Origin of the sequence: Leptospira sp. GIMC2001 (genome assembly GCF_028462125.1) — a bacterium.
Taxonomy (GTDB): domain Bacteria; phylum Spirochaetota; class Leptospiria; order Leptospirales; family Leptospiraceae.
The window spans coordinates 3,093,562-3,109,949 of the sequence record NZ_CP115468.1 but is presented as its reverse complement, the minus strand read 5'-3'; the positions used below and the strand labels follow the sequence as shown (position 1 = coordinate 3,109,949).

The 16,388-nt window shown below is 36.6% G+C and carries 14 protein-coding genes; 12 read left to right on the top strand and 2 right to left on the bottom strand.

Annotation, left to right across the window (positions count from 1 at the left end):
- Nucleotides 1–61 precede the first annotated feature (61 nt).
- The 4 genes from ilvC to O4O04_RS15815 all read left to right on the top strand — a co-directional run bounded on the left by ilvC (nucleotide 62) and on the right by O4O04_RS15815 (nucleotide 5,302).
- A complete protein-coding gene (gene ilvC / locus O4O04_RS15830) occupies nucleotides 62–1,063 on the top strand; it encodes a ketol-acid reductoisomerase (protein ID WP_272532756.1) in 1,002 nt (333 codons plus the stop codon).
- Between the two features lie 244 nt (nucleotides 1,064–1,307).
- Nucleotides 1,308–3,080: a S8 family serine peptidase gene (locus tag O4O04_RS15825; protein ID WP_272532755.1), complete on the top strand. Its 1,773-nt coding sequence runs from the start codon at nucleotides 1,308–1,310 to the stop codon at nucleotides 3,078–3,080.
- A 27-nt stretch (nucleotides 3,081–3,107) separates the two neighbouring features.
- Nucleotides 3,108–3,740, top strand: a complete 633-nt coding sequence (locus tag O4O04_RS15820; RefSeq protein ID WP_272532754.1) for a hypothetical protein — start codon at nucleotides 3,108–3,110, stop codon at nucleotides 3,738–3,740.
- Nucleotides 3,741–3,826: 86 nt separating this feature from the next.
- On the top strand, nucleotides 3,827–5,302 hold the full coding sequence (locus O4O04_RS15815; protein ID WP_272532753.1) for a beta-propeller fold lactonase family protein: 1,476 nt from the start codon (nucleotides 3,827–3,829) through the stop codon (nucleotides 5,300–5,302).
- Nucleotides 5,303–5,306: 4 nt separating this feature from the next.
- On the opposite strand, the gene O4O04_RS15810 is transcribed toward O4O04_RS15815, so the two are convergent.
- Nucleotides 5,307–7,118 carry an ATP-binding protein gene (locus tag O4O04_RS15810; protein ID WP_272532752.1) on the bottom strand — a complete coding sequence of 604 codons (1,812 nt, stop codon included), beginning with the start codon at nucleotides 7,116–7,118 and terminating at the stop codon, nucleotides 5,307–5,309.
- 93 nt (nucleotides 7,119–7,211) lie between these two features.
- Here O4O04_RS15810 and rsgA point away from each other — a divergent pair, with 93 nt between their 5' ends.
- Both rsgA and O4O04_RS15800 read left to right on the top strand, forming a co-directional pair.
- Nucleotides 7,212–8,159 (top strand): ribosome small subunit-dependent GTPase A, encoded by a 948-nt coding sequence (gene rsgA / locus O4O04_RS15805; RefSeq protein ID WP_272532751.1) that lies wholly within the window; start codon nucleotides 7,212–7,214, stop codon nucleotides 8,157–8,159.
- Between the two features lie 108 nt (nucleotides 8,160–8,267).
- Nucleotides 8,268–8,747: a nuclear transport factor 2 family protein gene (locus O4O04_RS15800; RefSeq protein ID WP_272532750.1), complete on the top strand. Its 480-nt coding sequence runs from the start codon at nucleotides 8,268–8,270 to the stop codon at nucleotides 8,745–8,747.
- Nucleotides 8,748–8,782: 35 nt separating this feature from the next.
- On the opposite strand, the gene O4O04_RS15795 is transcribed toward O4O04_RS15800, so the two are convergent.
- Complete coding sequence (locus O4O04_RS15795; protein ID WP_272532749.1) at nucleotides 8,783–10,894, bottom strand: hypothetical protein; 2,112 nt, start codon at nucleotides 10,892–10,894, stop codon at nucleotides 8,783–8,785.
- A gap of 205 nt (nucleotides 10,895–11,099) precedes the next feature.
- Between O4O04_RS15795 and O4O04_RS15790 the strand changes: the two genes are divergently transcribed.
- The 6 genes from O4O04_RS15790 to O4O04_RS15765 all read left to right on the top strand — a co-directional run bounded on the left by O4O04_RS15790 (nucleotide 11,100) and on the right by O4O04_RS15765 (nucleotide 16,384).
- The gene (locus O4O04_RS15790; RefSeq protein WP_272532748.1) at nucleotides 11,100–12,647 is read left to right on the top strand and encodes a cellulose synthase family protein; all 1,548 of its coding nucleotides are present in this window, start codon (nucleotides 11,100–11,102) and stop codon (nucleotides 12,645–12,647) included.
- Between the two features lie 56 nt (nucleotides 12,648–12,703).
- On the top strand, nucleotides 12,704–12,985 hold the full coding sequence (locus O4O04_RS15785) for a hypothetical protein (RefSeq protein ID WP_272532747.1): 282 nt from the start codon (nucleotides 12,704–12,706) through the stop codon (nucleotides 12,983–12,985).
- A 142-nt stretch (nucleotides 12,986–13,127) separates the two neighbouring features.
- A complete protein-coding gene (locus tag O4O04_RS15780) occupies nucleotides 13,128–14,156 on the top strand; it encodes a 4Fe-4S dicluster domain-containing protein (RefSeq protein WP_272532746.1) in 1,029 nt (342 codons plus the stop codon).
- A complete protein-coding gene (locus tag O4O04_RS15775) occupies nucleotides 14,149–15,024 on the top strand; it encodes a hypothetical protein (protein WP_272532745.1) in 876 nt (291 codons plus the stop codon). The genes O4O04_RS15780 and O4O04_RS15775 overlap by 8 nt, the downstream gene beginning before the upstream one ends.
- Nucleotides 15,025–15,033: 9 nt before the next feature.
- Nucleotides 15,034–15,492 carry a PTS sugar transporter subunit IIA gene (locus O4O04_RS15770; RefSeq protein ID WP_272532744.1) on the top strand — a complete coding sequence of 153 codons (459 nt, stop codon included), beginning with the start codon at nucleotides 15,034–15,036 and terminating at the stop codon, nucleotides 15,490–15,492.
- Nucleotides 15,493–15,535: 43 nt separating this feature from the next.
- On the top strand, nucleotides 15,536–16,384 hold the full coding sequence (locus tag O4O04_RS15765) for an ABC transporter permease subunit (RefSeq protein WP_272532743.1): 849 nt from the start codon (nucleotides 15,536–15,538) through the stop codon (nucleotides 16,382–16,384).
- The last annotated feature ends 4 nt before the right edge of the window (nucleotides 16,385–16,388 follow it).

Sequence of the window (16,388 nt, the reverse complement as noted above, 5' to 3'; positions counted from 1 at the left end):
CCCTCGCTTTTCTCTCCCAATCTGGTAAAAAAACGCTTTAAAACGAACGAAGGAACTCCCTATGGCTCAACTTTTTTATGATGATTCTTGTGACCTCAATTTGATGAAGGGTAAAACTATCGCAGTGATTGGATACGGTAGTCAAGGGCATGCCCAAGCCCAGAATATGAAAGATACGGGCTTTAATGTAATTATTGGATTGAAAGATGGATCCAAATCTGCAGTGCAAGCGAAGAAAGATGGATTCGAAGTTTACAATGTTGCTGATGCAGCCAAAAAAGCAGATATCATTCAAATACTAACACCCGATACAATCCAAGCGGATATGTATGAGAAGGATATTAAGCCAGGCTTGAGTGCAGGTAAATCAATTGTATTCTCTCATGGATTCAATATCCATTATGATTTAATTGTTCCTCCTAAGGACATCGATGTTTACATGGTTGCGCCAAAAGGTCCTGGACATTTAGTACGCCGAGTCTTTACAGAGGGTGGCGGAGTTCCATGTCTGATCGCAGTTTACCAAGATGCAACGGGTGACGCACGTAAGAAAGCACTTGCTCATGCAGGTGGCGTTGGTGGCGGAAGATCTGGAATATTAGAAACTTCTTTTAGAGAAGAAACAGAAACCGATCTTTTTGGCGAACAAGTTGTACTCTGTGGTGGTGTTGCTAACTTAATTATGGCTGGTTTCGAAACTCTCACTGAAGCAGGCTATGATCCAGAAATCGCATACTTTGAGTGTCTACATGAAGTAAAATTGATCACTGATCTTATCTATGAAGGTGGATTGGATCGTATGAGATTCTCTATCTCTGACACAGCAGAGTATGGTGATTATGTAAGTGGACCTAGAATCATTGATGCTGGTGTCAAAGCTCGCATGAAAGAAGTTTTAAACGATATCCAAAAAGACAAAGGTGCAGCTTTTGCTAAGCGATGGATTGCTGATACCAAAGCTGGTTATCCAGAGTTCCACAAACTTCGTGAAAAGAATGCTGCCCATCCAATTGAGGATGTGGGTCGTAAACTACGCGGAATGATGAAGTGGTTGGCTAAATAATATTTAACAACTAAACCTTGCTATTGGGTGAAATCGTCAATCATCCACTAGCAAGAATCGTACCTGCCCGATATCATAAAAACAGATCTGAATATTCGATTATTTACAATTGATTGTTAAAATTATTCTAGATTCTTCGATTTTATTCATTTTTTTAGAATAAAAAGAATTTTTTCTAGCAAAAACCAGTTTACAAGAATTTTCACCAATTAATTCTCAGGGGATTAGTCTGCGGAGGATTCCCTTGAATTTATATCGTCCATCAATTGTCTTTGCAATCTTGATTTCACTCATTGCTTGTAAACCTGAAAAAAAAGATCCACTAGAAGATCTATTTCTTCTTTTGGTTTTACAGAATTTGTTAGCACCTGCTCCGGCATCTGGTCCTTGTAGCACAACTGGCATCCCGAACGATCCTCTTTTCAGTTCTCAATGGCATCTATCGAATAATGGGTCTACTACGGGTGCTGTCTCTGGCGAAGACGCAAATATTACCTTTGCATCCAATGCTGGTTGCAAAGGAACTGGGGTTAGCATTGTTACTGTTGACGATGGAATGGATATAACACATGAAGACTTGGCACCAAACTATGATAGTTCGCTAGATCTAAGCTTTGGAGGTTCATTTTTTAATACAATCGATTGCTCTACTAACGGCACTCGTGGATGCCATGGAACTTCTGTCTCGGGGATTATGGCTGCAAGAGATTCAAATGATATCGGACTTTCCGGAATTGCTCCTCGGGCTAAGATCGGCGCAAGAAATGTTCTTGTCAACGCGACAGACACCAATGCTGGATCGGCAATGACTACTAATACCAGACTTGTTTCAGTATCTAACAACAGTTGGGGTGCGGCGGATAATACAGGAAGATTAGCTGCTAGCGGTTCAAGTTGGCGATCATCTATTAGTTCTGCATTTAATAACGGTAGAAATCTATTAGGAACTATATTTTTCTGGGCTGCTGGAAACGGCGGAACACTAATTACTAGCGCAAATATTGGAGGAATGACTGGATCTGCACCAAGAGATAATTCCAATCATGATGGACAAGCGAACTTTCATTCAGCGTTTGCAGTTGCAGCTATAGGCAATGATGGCAAGAAGGCTTCGTATTCCGAGGAAGGTGCGAATTTATTAGTATCAGCTCACTCTCAGGGTACTAGTGGAGTTGCTATATCAACAACCGATATCACAGGATCGGGAGGATATAATACAAATGGTGGTGGAACAAATTTTTCTAACTCCAATTATACGAATACATTCAATGGAACTTCAGCGGCAGCCCCTCTGGCAGCTGGTATAGGTGCATTGATTCTTGAGAGAAATCCCAACCTCAAAGCAAGGGATGTTCGAGTGCTACTTGCCCGCCATTCAAGAAAGAATGATCCATCTGATCCAGATTGGGTAACCAATGGAGCTGGGTTGAACTTTAATCATAAATACGGATTCGGAGCTGTGGATGCGAGTCTTGCGATTCCTGCAGCTCAGTCTTGGACAAATATTGGAACGGAAATCGTTACGGGAAGTTTAGCTGGAAGCACAGGTAACCCGACTATAACAAATAATAATACAACGGGTGCAGTAAACACTAGAGTTGTATCCGGCAGTGGAATCGGTAAGATTGAATTTGTTGAGATTACAATTACCGTGGCGACAGGTGGATCGGATGATTCTGGGGATTTGTATATTGAACTTACTTCGCCTTCTGGTACAAAGGCCAGATTAATGGTTCCTCATATTTGTACATCCAATAACGCACTGGCTTTCTGTACTGACCTTTCCAATTGGAGATTAGGGGCGACCATCTTTATGGATGAGCCAGCAGATGGAACTTGGACTTTAAAAGTTGCAGATGTCTGTAATAAACCTGGTTCTAGGACTTGCACATCTTCATCTTTATACAGTTATACGAGAAATGATGCAGACTTTACTCACGCAAGTGGGCTTACAAACAACAATACAAACCATTCACTCACTTCTTGGAGTATGCAAATTCGTGGAAGAGCGAATTGAAGTTTAATATAAAAAAGGAATAAATATATGAATCAATCAATTTTCAATTCAATGAAGCAACATTTACCAACGACAATCGGCTTTGTGGGAATAGTTTTCGCGATTGCAATGGTATCTCCTGCAATTGCTCAAACAGCCGGAAGTATTTACTACTACGACGGTTCAGATAAAGTTTACTTACAAGTTGAACCAGGGATCGTTGCGGAATTTGCTAAACCAAATCAGGGTCAAAAAAATCTAAGCAATTCTATAATAATAAAATCTGATACGTCAGCAACAATGCTTAAGACTTACGGCAATACTACGATATGGAAATCAAATGCTGGTGGAGATTCGATTAGCTACTCGAAGAATTTGAATCAAACTAGTAGTTCTAGCTTTTCGCCTGTGCTTACAACCATTAAAGGTAGCCAGCTTTTGGCGCTTCCTGGAAATATATTGGTTGAATTGGCTCCAAGTTTTACAGCTTCTCAAGCCGATGCTTTTTTTGCAAAGCGTGGACTTCGCAGTTTGCAGAAATTAGATATTCCAGGTAGAAACTATTATGAGGTGGAGACACCTCCTGGATTAGCTTCTTTAGAGGCTGCCAATTCTTTATTTGGCGCAGAAGGTGTGATTGCATCAACTCCCAATTTCTGGAGAGAAATGGTCGCGAAATAAATAATTTCGAAAACGAAGATAACTCTAACTAATTAAGGTCAATAATTTCTTGACAAATTAAAATCAGATATTATGCTCACATTCTTATGAAGATTGCTGGGCATTATTTCTTTTTTCCTATAAATGTCTGGAAAATAATTATTTCAGGCAAGATTTTATTTTTTGTTCTTTTTGCAGTTTTATGCTTATACTGCAATAGTCCGAAATATTCCAATCCATGCGATCCATCTACAGAAACCTTTAGAGATTCAGTTTTTCTGAAGGCGCTATTAGGGGATTTTTCACCTCACTGTAGTAGTGGGAGCAATTCATCTTCAAATTTATCCAATCAAGCAACTCCGAATATTCTCCCGCTTGAGGGAACCTATTACAAAACTCAGAATATATCAATATCTACTGACAATTCAAGTGCCCGTATTTGTTACACCGTTGATCTATCTGATCCGATTTGCTCTGAATCAAATTGTGGTAATGGAATTTCTTATAGTGAAGCATTTTCCATTTCAGAGACGTCCACTGTAAAAGCAATTTCTTGTCGAAGTAATGCCAATCCATCTGGAATATCAACATCCGTTTATACTATAATTCCTCAATATGTTTATACAACGAATGAGACATCTGATAATGTCTCCTTGTTTAAGATCGATTTAACAACAGGTGCATTAACATCCTTAGGTAGTATTGCTGCAGGAGACGGTGCTTTTGGAATTGCCGCAAGCCGAACTCTGGGCTTTGTCTATGTCACAAATGCTAATGCAAACAACCTATCAATGTTTTCCATAAACAAAGGAATTGGAACTCTGAATTCATTAGGTTTGATTGGAATGTCTTCTGGTTCTCTCACAAGAGGACTTGCCGTGGATCCGCAAAATCGATATGTTTATGCTGTAAATAATACTGGCAGTATTGTGAATCATTATTTGGTTGATCAAGCCACTGGCAATTTAACATCGAATAATTTTACAACTTCCGCTGGTGGATTAGGTGGAATTGCAATTGATCCACAGGGCGAATTTGTTTACTCAACTCAATTTTCGGGGAATCAAGTTTCTCAATTTACTATTAATCAAGTAAACGGATTATTAAATTTAAATGGCTCAACTGCCTGTGGTACCGGTCCGCGCGGAATTTCAATCCATCCCAATGGAAACTTTTTATATGTTGCGAATAGTTCAACCAATACTGTATCAATGTATTCCATCAACCGATCCAATGGAGTTTTAATTCCAAATGGTACAGTTATTACGGACAACAGTCCCAGAAGTATTGCCTTTTCGAAAAATGGTGACTTTGCTTTTATAACCAATAATACACCTTCAACGGTTAGCACAGCAACCATAGATTCAACAACGGGGAGTCTAACTGTAGTTAGCTCAGTGTCAACCGGAACTGCACCAACAAGTATTGCAATTGATGAATCGGGAGCTTTTGTTTATACTGTGAATAATGGAAATTCAACAATTTCAGCATTCTCGGTCAATACTACAACCGGCGAATTGAGTCCTATTGGATCATTGCCTACAGGAACTTCACCCAATGGAATTGCCGTAGTAGCATTTTAAAATTTCAATCTGTCTTTGGTTTTTCGATGGGTAAGTAGACTAGAAATTTTGTATTACCTGGTTCCGATTCAACTTTGATTGTTCCTTTGTGCTTTTCAATAATACCTTTTACAATTCCAAGTCCGAGACCAGATCCTTCACCTTGGTCTTTTGTTGTAAAGAATGGATCCCATATACGATCAACAATTTCTTTTGGTATGCCGGATCCATTGTCTTGAATGGACACTACTGCATATGGATTGCCAGCTAGATCAACTGATTGAATGGAAATTGTAATTTTCGGATTCGTGATTTTTTTTAGAGCGTGCATTGAGTTATTGATAAGATTTGTCCAGACCTGGTTCAATTCATCAATATTGCAGTATACTTTTGGAATATTATGATAATCTCTTTCGATTTCAATTCCTTGCTTTATCTGACTGTGAAGAATGATCAAAGTATTCTCAATTCCGTCCGTTAAGTCTGTTTCGCCATAAGAAGATTGATCTAAATGGGAATAGTATTTTAGTGCTTTTACAATTCTCACAATATTTTGAATTGAGTATTTTATATTTTTTATATTTCTTGCAGCACTCACGCCATTCTTTAGTATATTATAAAGATTTCTTGAATTGAGTTGGAACAGAATTGCAAGATCTTCCATGAGTTCAGGAATAGAATTGTCGATTAAGAAATTCGAAGCCTCTGACGAATCTTTCTCATCCAAATTGAATTTTTTTAAGCTGTCTTTGATTTCTCTTTTTAGTTTTAGCTTATTGCGAGGATCAATTTTTGTGGTAGGTTGATCTCTCAATAATTTCACAAGAAGTTTTCTAAAACTTTTGCGTATATCTTTATTCTGCAAAGACTCGAAGAGATCATCGACATGAAGAAATGTAAATAGAACGTTTCCTTCTAGGTTATCTGATGCAGCATTGATAACACCGGCCGGTGTATTGATTTCATGAGCAATGCCTGCAACCATCACTCCGAGAGATGCCATTTTCTCAGACATAACCAATTGCGATTGGGTGTCTTCGAGTTCGCGCGTTCGTTCTTTGACCTTGGCTTCCAATGTTTCTGTCATAGAAATAAGTTGTTTATAGAAAGTTGCATTCGAAAGACTAAGTACCGAAACCTCAACAATTTCTGATAACCTTTCATAGTCGTCAATGGGATAGTCACCATTCTGATATAATTTGGAACCAATCGTTAGAATTCCAAGAAGGCCTTTATTGAGAACAAGTGGTACAACAATTTTGGACTGAGTTCGCTTGAAAAACTCTTTACCTTTCGTTAGAGTCACATAGGAATTATCTAATATTGAATCGAGATCATGTTCAACTACTACTCGAGGATTATCAGATAGCCATAATACAAATGGATCATAAACATGGAAAAAAATATCCAATTCGACTTCGTCGGGTTTTGGCTTAGGATAAAACGCTCCAGAACTCTCGTCCCATAGATAAATATAGACATGACTAGAATTTAACACTTGTTTTATGTAGCTGCAAATTTTGGCAGAGACTTCCTCAGGTTCATTGAGTGATATCAATGCACTTTTGAATTCATCCAATGAAGAAAGATATTCCATTAGATCCGCTTTGCGGTAACTTTTCTTTAGAATCTTATCTACTTGTGCGTTTTTTCTTCTATTGCGGCTTCGTTGATAAGAATAGAGTAGAGTATTTACAATAACAATGCCTATCCAGAGAACAGGCATTGATTGATAAACAAGATAAGTAACCAATACAATCAGATTTGCAAGAATTGTCAGTAGATATACATATTCCAATTCATGTCTATAGGTTAATTTTCTAAGTTTGCTAATCATCGGATACTGAACCTACTGAGTTTTACATCACAGGAAAATTAGGAAACTAATATTCTGATTGATCAATCCTTCAGTCTCGAAAAAATTTCCTCAATGCCTAAAGAACTTTTATTATTTCGAATTTCGAGAATTTTTGGAGCATATTATGAAGTTTATTCTCAAGAGTTAGGCTCGCATCTAGCAGTGCTCAAGGGTAAGATAAGACTTCAAGCTAAGGAAGAACGTCATCCATTTGTTGTAGGTGATATGGTATGGGCAGAAAAGTCGGGTGACAAATGGATGATACACTCGAAACAAGAAAGGAAATCTCTGCTCATGAGAAAATCTAGCCCTCGCGACGGTCATGCTCTATGTTCCAACGCGGACTACGCAATTGTACTCGCTTCACTAAAAGATCCAGAAACAAAATCTGGATTTATAGATCGATTTCTTGCGGCGGTAAGTGTATCCAATATGGAGCCCATGATTGTTTTTACGAAGAGCGATCTTGTGGATGCAGAAGAATTGGAGAGTCGACAAAATTATTACAGAGCAATTGGCTACAAAACGCACGCAATATCTATGACCGATTTGTCTGGAATTGATGAATTGAAATCTATAATCCAAGGGAAAGTCTGTTTTCTTACTGGCAACTCGGGAGTGGGTAAATCAACTTTAGTCAATATTCTTACGGGTAAGATTGTTGCGCCAACTCAAGAAGTGAGCGGTTCCACACATAAAGGAAAACATACTACCACCAATTCATTTGCACTTTTTAATGATGATGGAACTGTAATTATAGATTCTCCTGGGATAAAAGAATGGGGACTTTTGCATCTGACACAAGATGAGATTGAGATGAGTTTTCCTGAACTGCAGAGAGCAAGGCAAAATTGTAAATCGGAATTCTGCTGTGATCTTTCAGAGACTTGTGAAATGCAGAGATCTATGGAGAAGTTACCCGATGAACGAATAAAAAGTTTAGAATCTATGATAGACAGTCTCGCTCAACCATTTCGAACTACGAGGCGAGATCATTGGGATGTTGCTGAAGCCGAGTGATATGATTGTTGAATTGTGACAATATGCACGGATTTTTTTTACAGGATTTTTTAGAGCTGAATTAAAAAAACTTGTCAACCTCATACTTATCCAAGAAAATCAGTCCTCATGCATCCAAATGAAACACTGATTAGAAATTTTTATAAAGCATTCTCCGATCGCAAAGCTGACGCAATGGGAGCATGCTACCACGATGACGTTCAATTCGATGATCCAGCTTTTGTTGGATTAAAGGGAAGAGAAGCTTACGGAATGTGGGCTATGTTAATTGAAGGTATGGATCCACAAGGTACAATCGAATGTACAAATGCTCAAGCAGATGATACAAAAGGTTCTGCAGATTGGGAAGCGGTTTATAAATTTTCCAAGACTGGACGCACAGTATATAATAAAATACATGCTGAATTTGAATTCAAAGATGGAAAGATTATAAAGCACAAGGATAGTTTTCCTTTCTGGAAATGGTCAAGAATGGCATTTGGTACAGCCGGTTTGTTTATTGGATGGACGCCTATGTTCAAGAAAAAAGTTCAAGGTGAAGTAAGAAAAACCTTAACCATGTATATGAAGCGTAGAAAGATAAAATAAATTGTTTTTAGAAATAATTTATTAACCGATCATCGTCAGATTCCTTTCGTCTCTACAGGAGCTTGAGGAATCCACGATCGTCTTTTGTTTTCTCTTTTTGCATCCCACTCATCTTTTAGTCTTTTCCAAAATATGGAGTTTGGATTGTTTCTAAGACCTGGAGCAATCAAAGAGTAGGCATCTTCCAATTTATCCATCTTTATATATATCCTTGCTTTTTCAATTTGCAGCATTTCCAGCTCATAATTATCATCCGAATTTTTATATTGGGATATTAGAAGATCCAATATTTTTAATACTTCGGAATAATTCTCCATCGAATCATACAATGGATAGAGTTTTTTATAAATCGGGATTTTGTATTTTGTTTCTTCGCTAAGATGCACAAGCAATGGAAGTCTTTGCAAATTAGGCGAAGAAAAGCTAAACGATTCGTACGCCATTTCTTTAGATTTCGCATCAAGCGATCCAAATTCTAGACTTGTCAATAGACAATCCAAAACTTCTGAATGCATTGCTTTTGCATAGTAATCATCGCAAAAATTCTTGATGGATTCAGAAAATAAATTCCTATAGATTCGAATCTCTTCCTTCATTTCTCCTGATGAAATGTTTTCCCATTTGTATAATTCTTTTCCGATGGACACAAAATCTTCTTTGGGTTGATTCCAATCTTGTAATTTGGATTGTATGCTTGTAAACTTCCAGTTTTTGGCAAGAGAAGAGTTCCAATCCGGAGTTTCTAGATTGCTAGTGTAGTATATTAGGAATCCCGGATATTCTTTTTTTTCTAAACCTTCATAGAACATAGGAAAACTGTTCGGGTCGAGATTTATTTGAAATTTATTTGATACAACAATATAGGGAATTTTTTCTCGATATAAATATCTCGAATAGTAAACAAGGAATCTATCATCCGGATAATCTCCAAGTACTGGAATTTTGGAATTCAACTTTTCAATGTCTGGGAATTCATCTAAGTTATCAAATGGAAGTCCCGATCTAATGAAAATATATTTCGATGTCTCTTCAAAATAGTTGCTCAGTAGATATGGATAGGGTGAAGATAAAGTAGGTTTAGTTTGCAATTTGGTTGGTTTCGATTTAATGCTCGGGTATTGAAACAAAAATATGGAAAGAAGCATCGTTGCGAGTATTGGAAAATGTCTCGAAATAGGATTCAATAGAACAGAGCTATTCGTGGGAATAAAAACAGCGATCGCGAGCAAGAACTCCAGATGAATGATCAATGAACCTGTTCTTGAAAAATATATTATTGCAATCCCACTGCATAACCCGATTGAACCCAACATAAGGTTGTTGATTTTTTTTGACTTACTTGAGCTTGCAGATTTATAAAAACCCAAAGCCCCACCTAATAAAACAAAAACTGCCGATCCAAACACATTCCAAGAAAAACTCGCAGCAAACAATATAAAGCTAATTACTAGAATGACTCTTCCTTGAATAAAAGCTTGTCTGTAATTTACATCGTGTGCTCGGTATATTGCAAAGCTTCTAAGTGAAATATAGGAAAATAAAAATAAGGAAACATTGAGAGATAGTCCTCCCATATTGCAGTATACTGAAATTCCTGAATGGATTAGAAATAGAATATAAAAAGATCCATATAAACCTTGGAAGGGTGGGTATTCTTTTTTTATTGATCGCCTTGGGAGAAATTGATTTTCTAAATGAATAAAATTTTTCAAAATAGAATTGATAAGAAAAGGAAAACCAACAAAAAGAAATATATGTTTAAGATTGTTTAGTGGAAAACTAAAGAATAAACTTACAAAAGCAAAAATAAATATACCTAAGAAAAATCCACCTTTCTGTGCATCTCTAAACCCCGCGGTTAATATTCCCAAACACAAGAAAAAACCACCAATCACTGACCTGACAGTATTTAAAAAAAATACTGTCTCAAGCAATACAGGTCTAGAAATAGTCATGATTACATAAATTAAAATAGCTAACAAAAATAATGCGGAAAGTATTTCTAAATATTTTTTCGAATTAGAATCTATAATCCAATTCAGAAAAAAACCGATTAGAAAGCTAATCATTGGAATTAGAATAAATTCAGGAAAAGAACCGATCCAGACACCAGTATCCGGAGCTTCCTTGATTAGAATCTCGATCAAATAGTAAAAGAAGGCACCGAGAAATAGCGAATTGAATATTTCAAAAAAAGGTAAATAAATTTCCTTAAGAGTTCGCACAGGACTAGATGTTAATTGCCCTGGCTAAACCTTGCAAAGAATATTTTTTTCCCAACCTAGAATTTTCTTTTTGCATTGCACAAGAAGATCTTGACCTATGATTTCTTTATTTTTTTATGGAAATACTATGACTTTTGCTCTACTAATAGCCTTTTTCTCTATCTACTTCATAGATATTGCCCTGTTGTTTTATTTTGGAATTCATACATATTTTATGGTTTATCTTTATGCCAAAAATAAAGAAAACTGTGACTCTGATCCGGAAAAATATTTTAATCCTAAACTGGTAAAAGACTATCCGATCGTTACAATCCAGCTTCCTGTTTACAATGAATTCTATGTCATAGATAGATTGATCGAATCAACTATTGCCATCAAATATCCTAAGAGCAAATTACAAATCCAAGTGTTGGATGATTCAACCGATGAGAGCAAGGATAAGGCATTCAATCTTGTGAAGCACTATGCGAAGTTGGGTCATTGGATCGAGCATATTCATCGAACCAAAAATCATGGTTACAAAGCAGGTGCTTTGGATGAAGGAATGAATCGAGCACAAGGTGAATATATCGCAATTTTCGATTCCGATTTCGTTCCAGACCCAGAATTTCTATACAAAACACTTGGTTATTTCGAAGATCCGAATATTGGCATGGTCCAAACAAGATGGGGTCATTTGAACCAAACTTTTAACCTGCTAACAAAAGCACAAAGTTATGGTATCGATGGTCATTTCATGATTGAGCAGGTTGCAAGAAATGGTTCAGGGCTTTGGATGAATTTCAATGGAACAGCTGGAATTTGGAGAACATCCTGTATCAAAGATTCGGGTGGATGGGAACATGATACGCTGACAGAAGACTTTGATCTTTCGTATCGCGCTGAGATGAAAGGATGGAAATTCAGATATCTAAAAGATGTTGTATGTAAAGCGGAAATTCCTGCGACTATGAATGCATATAAATCCCAACAATTTCGTTGGTGCAAGGGAAGTATTCAGACTGCTGTCAAATTGCTTCCAAGAATCTGGAAAGCCGATTTACCTAGAGCAACCAAAATGGAAGCGATCACTCACTTGATCAATTACTCAGTTCATCCATTGATGATTGTTAATATTTTATTGACTGCTCCTCTTTTGCTATTGGAATACTGGGCAGGAATTGATTTCTATGCGCTACCTATGGAAGTGCTCGGTGCAACAGCCGTTGTTCTATCAATAGGATCAATTGGACCACTGGTGTTCTATGCCTATTCTCAAAGAGAGCTTTACAAAAATTGGAAAAGAAGATTGGGATTTCTTCCAGTCATGGTAATGATTGGAACAGGAATCGCAGTTGTGAATACAAGAGCTTGGCTTGAAGCAATGCTTGGAATCCAATCTGGTTTTAAGAGAACTCCTAAATTGAAAATTGAATCCAGCAGCGACAATGTTAAAGATAGAATTCTTTATAGTCTTCCATTGGATCGACATGTTGTTTTGGAATTCTTCATGGGAAGTTATTGTTTGTTCTGTATATTTCTATCTATAGTTTTGGGTAAACCATATATATTAGGTTTCCTATCTATGTATACGATAGGTTTCTACTTTGTTGCGATTCAATCGGTTCGTGAATCATTGTGGAAATATAGAAAACGGAATGTCCTACAGACTGAAGTCACAGCCAATCTAGCTTGACAAGGGACATGTTTCATAAAGTCTGGTACTTTCAAACCAAAGGGTAAGGAATTCGAATGAGCGAGAAGGTTTACTGTGCAAATTGTTTGCAATGTGTTGTTGTTAGAAATTATGAATCTGAGCAGGATAAGTACATTCTACGTGTAAAATGCAACAAGAAGAAGTGGTCTAAGCGCTCTGGTGAAGAGAAATTATACAAATATTTTACCGTTGCTCGAAGAATGCAGACTGATTGTGAATTTTACGAAGAAATGGGTGATATTCTTCCTTATATTAAGAATCTTAAGAAAGAATTACCAATCAAAGACGAAATCTATATGGTAAAAACCGCTAGCTAAAACTTTGCGCTTTCCAAGGCAACTACGTTCTTTTTCTCGAAAGTTTCACGAAAAAGGGGAAAGGAACGAATACCTACTAGAAGGTAGTTTTAGAATTTTTGTAGATGGCGAATGCAGACTCGTCGGTGAGTTCCCACGTCGAGTGAGGCTTGGCGACCCCATCGCTTTTGTAGGCAACAGAAAAATCCTATCATCATCCAACGGCATAGCAGAGTTCAATGCTGGAGAAAGAAATTATTTCAAAATCACTCAAGATGGTGGACTAGAAAACAAAAATGAATTCATAGATGAGAATTTCAATTCAAATGGTTTCTTCAATCGTTTAGAAAAAAACGGAATCTATTCCTTAGACTTTCCTGATACTCCATTATGGGATTATCTCTCTCAATTTGCATCCACAGCTAATGCTGAACTGATTTTATCTCCTTACTCAAGAAATCGATCTCCTGATTTTCAAAAGTTGATCCAAAATGATTATTCAAATGAATTAAAGTTAGTTGAGAATTTATTTACTAAACTTTTCCCAGAACGAAAAATTCACAGCTACTTCCATTTAGATCCAAAGAAGTATTCGTATCCTATGGGAATTCCCAATTATTTCATTGAATATATAGCCGGATTCAAAGTCCTGAGTAATCTTAATGATTCGAATCGCATATTTTATTTGGGTAGTGAGACAATTTGGCATTTGATTCGTGCATTATATTTTGATTTAGCATTTACTAAGCGACATCTGGCAGTTTTTTGTATTGATTCCAATGGATCATTGGATGCACGGGAACGAAATTTTCTTCTATCAAACGGACAATCATTTCAATTTACAGAAAAGCTTTTCAAGAAAAAATATAAGTCTTTTTCTATTGGAAATTTTTTTCAACCTACAGAAATCCTAACGAATGTAAAGGATCACTATTTTGATATATATGAAGAAAACAGTTTAACATTCTATCAAAGTAAGCCTCGGGATTTTTTGGAATTGCCTTGTACAGAATGTTTTGATTGCAATACATTCTGTCCGACAGGCGCCAATCCATTGGGACTCATATTAAATAATCGAGAATTCCAGAAAAATCTTTGTGTTGAATGTGGAATTTGCACAGCTTTATGCCCATCAGGTATTGATATTCAGAAGAAAATTCTGGTGTCAAAATTAGGGAATGCAAATGAATAGATTGGTTCTCACAAGTAAGTATTGGGGAATTCGGAATACAGAAATCATTTATGATTTTTTATTTTTTATAACAGTTTTTGTATTTTCCATTTTTTCATTAATTGGATCTCCAACAGCTTTCCTATATTCATTGATTGGATTACTTGTTCTGAGTATTTTGATTCTTGTTTTTCTTAGAAAAAGCAAGCACTACATTTATACAATTGGAGCTCTCAGTCAAACGTTATTCTATTATTTATTGGTACCCGTTGAGTGGATGAATCCAATCTGGGTTATTGCTTCGTTTTTGATTAGTTGGATCGTCATTTATTTCTTAAGAACAAAACGTATTTATATTCCATTATTTTTAATTCCACTTCTATTGTTATTTATCTTATCATTGGCTATGTCAATTTCTGGATTCGCAATCAGTGAAATAACTTTTATATGGATTGAGAAAACAGGATCCATTGTGCAGGATTCCATTGGGATTATGGGATTGAATCGAATTAGTTTATTAGAATCTTTTGGATTCTTTGCCGTCACATCAATTAGCTTGGTAGTTTTTAGAAGACCCATTGTAATCTATTCTATGATTTGGATATTTGCGATTTCGTATTTATTTTTTCAACCCCAAGGATTTGACCTTAACTTGAAGATAGCGCTCGTTTCAGGGACTATCTTTTCTCTCGCTGTGTTGGCTCCAGGAACCAACCGTTATGGAGCAATTTGGATGAATCAAATTGTTTTTATCATTTTGATTGGGATCGTTGTTATGGTAAAATATGCGACTCAATATCAATATCCTTTTTTTCTTGTGATCTTTTTCTATTTTGTGCTGGAAGGATTATTTTTGAAATATATTGTTGATACGGGACCAAATAAGTAGAGTGCAATCATGAATCATCTATTAGATATACTGAATGAGAATAATATTCTGTTCGATTTCCAAGCTACGAGTAAGGACGAAGTCATCCAGAAGATGGTAGATCATATGGTGACCATTGGTCAGCTAGAATCCTCTAAGCGAAGTGATGTGGTGGATGCTTTATTGCATCGTGAGAAGTCTATGTCTACTGGAATTGGTAGTGGAGTTGCGATCCCGCATTGTTCGGTATCAATTGTTGAAGACCTCAAATCTATTATGGCAATTTCGAGGGAAGGAATCGAATTCGAATCCATAGATAGTAAACCAGTTCACATATTTATTCTGTTAGTTGTCCCAAAAGCAAAATTCCAAGAACATATTAAAACACTCGCTATGATAGCGAAGACTCTCAACCAACCAGAGGAAAGAGAAAAAATTGTATCCGCTAAATCTTTAGAGGAAATAAAAAATATACTTGCAATTGGCTAGAGAAGTCGTCCGTTTTCTATTTTTTTTAATACTCATTTGCCTGTTGGCTGTCAGTTTAGTTCGCCTAAGAATAACTGATAGAGCCTATCTGTATGCTGATTCAGGTATTTCACAGGAAAGCATTGAAGAAATCAACAGATCACAGAGTTTCCACCAAGATTTTTTTGATTTATTGCAACGATTATTCTCAACTAGCGGTGGTTTGACGGAAAATGGCGAATCAATTTATAGTCATATTGCGGAGAGAATCATTCCAACTCTGCAGCTTGCTCTATTTGCGATAACTTTCGGAATTCTATTTTCTATTTTTCTCACATTGGAATCGGTCGCCTTCCCGAAAATATTAAACGCCTTGGATTCCATTTCTGGTTTCATACTTTCTACTCCTGTGTTTATTTTTTCGGTCGTTTTATTGATTGTATTTTTCTATAAATTAGAAGTTCTGCCACCGGGAGGCTACGAACCATTTGACATACGCTATTTGGTATTACCTGGAATCAGTCTTGGAATTCGAGTTTATGCAAGATTGCAGCTTTATCTAAGTCGAGAGGCAAGGTCGGAGATGGAATCTCCCTATTTTGTTTTGCTTCTTACTCGTGGAATGCCTAAGCGAATCATTCTATACAAGCATCTTTTCACCAAAATTTTTCCAACTTTTTTGGTTCTGATTGTCCTGGATCTGGGTTCATTGATTTCTGGAGCGATCGTCGTAGAAGAAATATTTTTTTTCCCTGGAATTGGCAGATCATTGTATTATTCCATTCGAGCTATGGATAAGGAATTGTTACAATCCTTGATAATCTATTCGGGAGTTATTTTCTATATACTCAATAGAACGGTTCTTCACTATCAGAAGCGTATGTTGCAATTGGCTGAAGGAAGTAGCAATTGATTTC

Coding starts and splice junctions, on each gene's coding strand:
- ilvC (WP_272532756.1), top strand. CDS start 62: ATGGCTCAACTTTTTTATGATGATTCTTGTGACCTCAATTTGATGAAG.
- O4O04_RS15820 (WP_272532754.1), top strand. CDS start 3,108: ATGAATCAATCAATTTTCAATTCAATGAAGCAACATTTACCAACGACA.
- O4O04_RS15815 (WP_272532753.1), top strand. CDS start 3,827: ATGAAGATTGCTGGGCATTATTTCTTTTTTCCTATAAATGTCTGGAAA.
- O4O04_RS15810 (WP_272532752.1), bottom strand. CDS start 7,118: ATGATTAGCAAACTTAGAAAATTAACCTATAGACATGAATTGGAATAT.
- rsgA (WP_272532751.1), top strand. CDS start 7,212: ATGCCTAAAGAACTTTTATTATTTCGAATTTCGAGAATTTTTGGAGCA.
- O4O04_RS15800 (WP_272532750.1), top strand. CDS start 8,268: ATGCATCCAAATGAAACACTGATTAGAAATTTTTATAAAGCATTCTCC.
- O4O04_RS15790 (WP_272532748.1), top strand. CDS start 11,100: ATGACTTTTGCTCTACTAATAGCCTTTTTCTCTATCTACTTCATAGAT.
- O4O04_RS15785 (WP_272532747.1), top strand. CDS start 12,704: ATGAGCGAGAAGGTTTACTGTGCAAATTGTTTGCAATGTGTTGTTGTT.
- O4O04_RS15775 (WP_272532745.1), top strand. CDS start 14,149: ATGAATAGATTGGTTCTCACAAGTAAGTATTGGGGAATTCGGAATACA.
- O4O04_RS15770 (WP_272532744.1), top strand. CDS start 15,034: ATGAATCATCTATTAGATATACTGAATGAGAATAATATTCTGTTCGAT.